This window comes from Corallococcus sp. 4LFB (assembly GCF_046520365.1).
Classification (GTDB): Bacteria; Myxococcota; Myxococcia; order Myxococcales; family Myxococcaceae; genus Corallococcus; species Corallococcus caeni.
The window spans coordinates 1-4,886 of the sequence record NZ_JBKGHJ010000566.1; the positions used below are offsets into that span (position 1 = coordinate 1).

The window sequence follows — 4,886 nt, forward strand, 5'->3', positions numbered from 1 at the left end:
TCCGCGCGCCCGACGCCATGGCTCCAGCGCGCGGGTGGCGTGCGGCAGGAAGCGCTCCCCCGCGTCGGTGAGGACGGCGGCCGGAGGCGTGCGCACCAGGAGGCGCGCGCCCACCTCGGCCTCCAGGGCCTGGAGCTGCCGGGACAGGCCGGACTGGGAGAGCCCCAGGCCGCGCGCGGCGGTGGAGACGCGCCCCTCGCGGGCGACCTGCAGGAAGGCTCGGAGCTGTTCGGAGGTCATGCGGGATGCGCAAGGAGCCTATGCCGAAGATGCGATTTCCGCATGGTCCGCCGGCGCGTAAGGAGGGGGCATGGATGGAAGCGGTGTGACGGCGGAAGCGGGCAGCCGGATGCGGCCGGGTGGGGCGCGGCGGGTGGCCACGGGGGCGGTGCTGCTGGCCCTGGTGGTGAGCGCCTTCGAGGGCACGGTGGTGACGAGCGCCATGCCCACCATCACCCGGGAGCTGGGCGGGGACGCGCTCTACTCGTGGGTGTTCTCCGCGTTCCTCTTCGCGTCGACGGTGGGCGTGCTGGTGAGCGGGAAGCTGGCGGACCGGCTGGGGCGCAGGCCGGTGTTCTTCGCGGGGATGGGCCTGTTCCTGCTGGGGTCCGCGCTGTGCGGCCTGGCCACGTCGGTGCCGGCGCTGGTGGGCTTCCGGGTGATGCAGGGGCTGGGCGCGGGGGCGTTGCAGCCCACGACGCTGACCCTCAGCGCGGACCTCTACACGCTGCGCGAGCGGGCGGCCATCCAGGGCCTCTTCACCGGCGCGTGGGGCGCGGCGAACGCGCTGGGGCCGCTGATTGGCGGCTGGCTGGTGATGCACGCGTCGTGGCGGTGGGTGTTCCTGGTGAACCTGCCGGTGGGCGTGCTGTCCGCGCTGCTGTTGCACCTGTCCTACCGGGATCCGCCCCGGCACGAGGGGACGACGCTGGAGCCCTGGGGGCCGGTGCTGGCGGGGAGCACGGTGGCGCTGCTGCTCTTCGCGCTGGAGCCGGGCGCGGCGCAGGCGCTCCTTCGCCAGGGGCTCGCGCTCGAAGTCCTCGCGCAGGCGCTCCGGCGTGTAGCGGGCCCTCAGCGGCGAGGCGAGCAGGCCCCAGGCGCCCTTCCAGTCGCGGGACTCCACCTCGTCCAGGAACTTCTTCAGCGCCGCCCGGGGGACGTCCGTGGGGCGGGACTCCACCACGCGCCAGTCCTCGCCCTGGCGGGCCAGCGTGACGGACGGGGCCCGGGCCTCCAGCACGCCCGCGCCCGTGCGGACGGCGGCGGCGCGCTCCTGGCGGGCGGCGGCGTCGGAGTACTCCTCCAGGAAGGCCACCTCGCCCTCCGGGCCGCCGGTCGTCAGGCGGTAGGCGTCCGACAGCCGGTTCTCCTCCAGCGCCTTCGCGTACGCCTCCGCCACCGAGCCCGGTTCGCGCGAGGCGGTGGCGCAGGCGGTGCCCAACAACAGGAGGCTCAGGGGAGCGAGGCGGGTCATCACTGGGGCGGCAGGGTAGACCCCGGCCCCGGGGTGGGCAATCTCCCGTCGGTGCCAGGGCGCCAGGCGAGCGGGCGGCGCGCGTGGGGTCAGCGGCGCAGCCGCCGGAACAGCCACACGACGAGGTCCGCCAGGTCGATGCCGTCCGAGGTGTCCAGGTTGGGCAGGGTGCTCGAGTCGCGGCTCCTGGGCAGGCTGTCGCCCGACACGGCGCCCTTCGGGCGGTGCTCCCGGCAGTAGAGGTCGCCGTTGAACGCCCACGCCTGGTGCACGGAGACCTGGAGGCCGCAGTGGACGCAGGCCAGCGGGGAGCTCACGCCCAGGCCGCCCGTGGGCGAAAACGACGGGGGCAGCGGGGCCGTGGCGCCCGGGCCCTTCCAGGGGTCCGCGCCCCCATCCGTCGCCGGGGCGACCTCCCAGCCCCTGGACACGGGCGCGGCCCTGGGGGCCGTCACGTTGGCGTGCTCCAGGGCCTCGAACTTGCCCGCGTCCAGCCAGGTGCCGCCACAGTGCGAGCACAGGTCCACGTTGCACACACGCGCGTTGACCAGCGCCAGCCGCGCGCCGCAGCCGGGACAGCCCACGGGCTCACCGTCACAGGTGGCGCAGACGGCCATGGCGCGGGGAATCAGGTGCCCCCCCTTCCGGCACCGGGACGCGGCCTGCTTCGCCGCGTTCAGGAGCGGCTTGAGCGACGGCCGGTCCGGGAAGCGCTCCAGCTCCCCGCGGTCGAAGTACAGACCGTTGCAGCGAGGACACACGTCCACCTCCACGTCGGAGGCCTGGACGACGTTCAACGTCTGGCTGGGGCAGACCGGGCAGGAGCGGACCATGCCGCGCATGCTAGTCGAAGCGCTGGGGCGTCCCGAAGCCCTGAAGGCTCCAGGCCGCGGTGCAGAAGGCGTACGTGGCCGGGTGCGCCGCGCCCATCAGCAGCTTGAGCAGCGACAGCTTCGCCTGGGCGCCGCCGTAGCGCACGATGTCGAAGTCGTCCGACGGGACGCGCGCCTCCTCCAGTGCGTGGCGGCAGACCTCCTCGAAGCCGCCGATGCGGTCCACCAGCCCCGCCTCCTTCGCGCGCAGCCCTGAGTAGACGCGCCCCTCCGCGCGCTGGTGGATCTCCTCCTTCGTCCGGCCGCGCGCCTGGGCCACCAGCTCCAGGAAGGACTGGTAGCCCTCCTCCACCTCGCGCTCCAGCGCGGCGCGCTCGTGCGGCGTGAAGCCCCGGGACGAGGAGAAGAAGGCCGCGTTCTCGCCGCGCGTCAGCGTGGTGCGGTGGATGCCCAGCTTCTCCAGCAGCTCGCCGTACTCGAACTTGCCCACGAAGATGCCGATGGAGCCCACGACGGCGTGGGGCGCGGACCAGATCTCCTTCGCGCCGATGGCCGCCATGTAGCCGCCGCTCGCGCAGACCTGATCCACGTACGCGATGACGGGCTTCTGCTTCGCCACGCGCTTCACCGCCTCCAATATCTGCTCGGACGCGAGCGCGGAGCCGCCAGGGCTCGCCACCGCCAGCACCACCGCCTTCGCGCGCTTGTCCCTACCCGCCCGCCGCAGCGCCTTCACCACCGTGTCCGCCGCCGCGAACCGGCCCGCGCCGCCGCTGCCCGGGATGATGATGCCCGCCACGTCCACCACCGCCAGCCGGGGCTTGCGGCGCAGCCGGCGCCACTTCACCGGCGGGAACGCGAGCGTCGCCAGGTACGCGTCGTACGTGGGCACGGGCGGCTCCTCGTCCTTCTTCGCCTCCAGGCCCAGGTGCGCGCCCAGGTCCGCCTCGTGGACCAGCCCGTCCACCAGCCCCGCGTCCAGCGCCCGCTTCGCGCTGTAGGGCCCCGCGTCGATGAGCGCCCGCGCCTCCTCCGGCGTCTTGCCCCGGTCGCTGGAGAGGGCCTCCACCAGGACGGCGTAGCGTTCATCCAGGAAGGACTCCAGCGTCTGGCGCTGGATGTCGGACACCCTGCCGTCCGTGAAGAGCTCCGGCGCCGTCTTGTAGTCGCCGCGCCGGGCGAAGTGCGCGTGGATGCCCACCCGGCCGAAGGCCTCGCCCAGCACCGTGGCCTGGGCGGCGTAGCCCACCAGCTCCACCCGGCCCATGGGGGCGAGCAGCACCTCGTCCGCCGCGCCCAGCACGGGGTACGCGTCCGTGTCCACCATCACCGCCCAGGACACCACCCGCTTGCCGGCCGCCTGGAAGTCCGACAGCAGGCCGCGCAGGGCCTCCCGCCGGGAGTCCGGGAGGCCCAGGCCCTCAAGCTCCAGGAGGATGCCCTCCACCTTCGGATCCGCGGCCAGCACCTTCAGCGCCCGGCCCAGCGTCTCCAGGGACGTCACCGTGGCGGGCTCCACCGGGGTGCCGCCCAGGCGGAAGCGGGGCACGGGGCGCGGGCGGTACGGCAGGCTGCCCGCGAGCCGGAAGCGGACCCACGTGGGCCGCTTGCGCGCCGCCATCAGACGGAAGGGCAGGCCCAGGAGCAGCCGCAGCCCCAGGAGGAGGTTCGCCAGCAGGAGCAAGGGAAGGCGGAGCATCCCGCGCGCCTAACGCCCCGCGCCGGGCGAAGCAACCCCTGTTCACCCGCCCCGGGAGGCTCTGTTAGGCTCAAGGCCCATGCCCTCCCCCTCCCTCCCCCGGCTTGTTCTCGTCCTCGCCCTCGTCTGGGGCGGCGCTGTCCTGGCGCAGCCCCAGCGCCGGCAGCCCCAGGAGTTCCAGAACCGCAAGGAGTTGACCCAGGCAGAGAAGGACGCCGCCAAGGCGCGCGCCATGGGCAACAACCTCAACGGCTACGGCAAGGACGTGCAGATCAAGGAGACGCCCATTCCCTGGATGGCCATTGGCCTCGTGGGCATCGTCTTCCTCGTCGCCACGCCCTTCGCCATCCGCGCCTACCGCGGCACCGTGAAGGAGATGGCGGACACCAACACCTTCGGCGCCCGCGGCAACGCGACCGAGGACGAGGCTTAAGCGAGCCCCGCCTCACGTCTCACGCCGGGCGGACCTCCACGCTCCCGCCCGGCTCCACCTGGAGGTGCACCGGCAGGAAGCGCCGCAGCACCTCCGCCTGGACCGTCAGCTCGCCGGTGACGCGAGCGGCGGTGAAGCGCGTGGTGCCCGGCGTCACCGCCCCCAGCCTCCCCGACGCCAGGAGCGCCGCCGGCAAGAGCAGCTGCTCCGCCAGGTGTTCGTCCAACGCGCCGCCCGTCTCCATGAAGCGCGTCAGGGCCTCCGCCGCCTCGCGCCCCACCCCTTCCGCGTCCAGGCCCCGCTCGCCCAGCGACGTGAAGGCCGCCACGGTGTGCTCGAACTGCGCCAGCACGAACGTCGCGGACCCCTGCGAGCGCGTCACCGCCAGCGCCGGTTGTCCGCCTCCGCCAGGATGCCCGCTCGCGCAGCGCGCCACCGCGCGGCGGG

At 74.0% G+C, this 4,886-nt stretch carries 5 protein-coding genes and 1 pseudogene; 2 read left to right on the top strand and 4 right to left on the bottom strand.

Annotated elements, in window-relative coordinates:
• Positions 1–240, bottom strand: a 240-nt coding sequence (locus ACLEQD_RS36920; protein ID WP_410390583.1) for a LysR family transcriptional regulator, incomplete at its 3' end; no start/stop codon positions are given.
• 70 nt (positions 241–310) lie between these two features.
• On the opposite strand from ACLEQD_RS36920, the gene ACLEQD_RS36925 reads away from it, so the two are divergent.
• Positions 311–1,714, top strand: coding sequence for an MFS transporter (locus ACLEQD_RS36925; RefSeq protein ID WP_410390584.1), 1,404 nt, complete (start codon positions 311–313; stop codon positions 1,712–1,714).
• Positions 1,715–1,953: 239 nt separating this feature from the next.
• Here ACLEQD_RS36925 and ACLEQD_RS36930 read toward each other — a convergent pair.
• Positions 1,954–2,316, bottom strand: a pseudogene (locus ACLEQD_RS36930) (zf-TFIIB domain-containing protein); the annotation flags it as partial.
• 1 nt (position 2,317) lies between these two features.
• Positions 2,318–4,006 carry a signal peptide peptidase SppA gene (sppA, locus tag ACLEQD_RS36935; protein ID WP_410390585.1) on the bottom strand — a complete coding sequence of 563 codons (1,689 nt, stop codon included), beginning with the start codon at positions 4,004–4,006 and terminating at the stop codon, positions 2,318–2,320.
• A gap of 79 nt (positions 4,007–4,085) precedes the next feature.
• Between sppA and ACLEQD_RS36940 the strand changes: the two genes are divergently transcribed.
• A complete protein-coding gene (locus ACLEQD_RS36940; protein WP_410390586.1) occupies positions 4,086–4,439 on the top strand; it encodes a hypothetical protein in 354 nt (117 codons plus the stop codon).
• Between the two features lie 19 nt (positions 4,440–4,458).
• Here the strand turns inward: ACLEQD_RS36940 and ACLEQD_RS36945 are convergent.
• Positions 4,459–4,886, bottom strand: a 428-nt coding sequence (locus ACLEQD_RS36945) for an RNA 3'-terminal phosphate cyclase (protein ID WP_410390587.1), incomplete at its 5' end; no start/stop codon positions are given.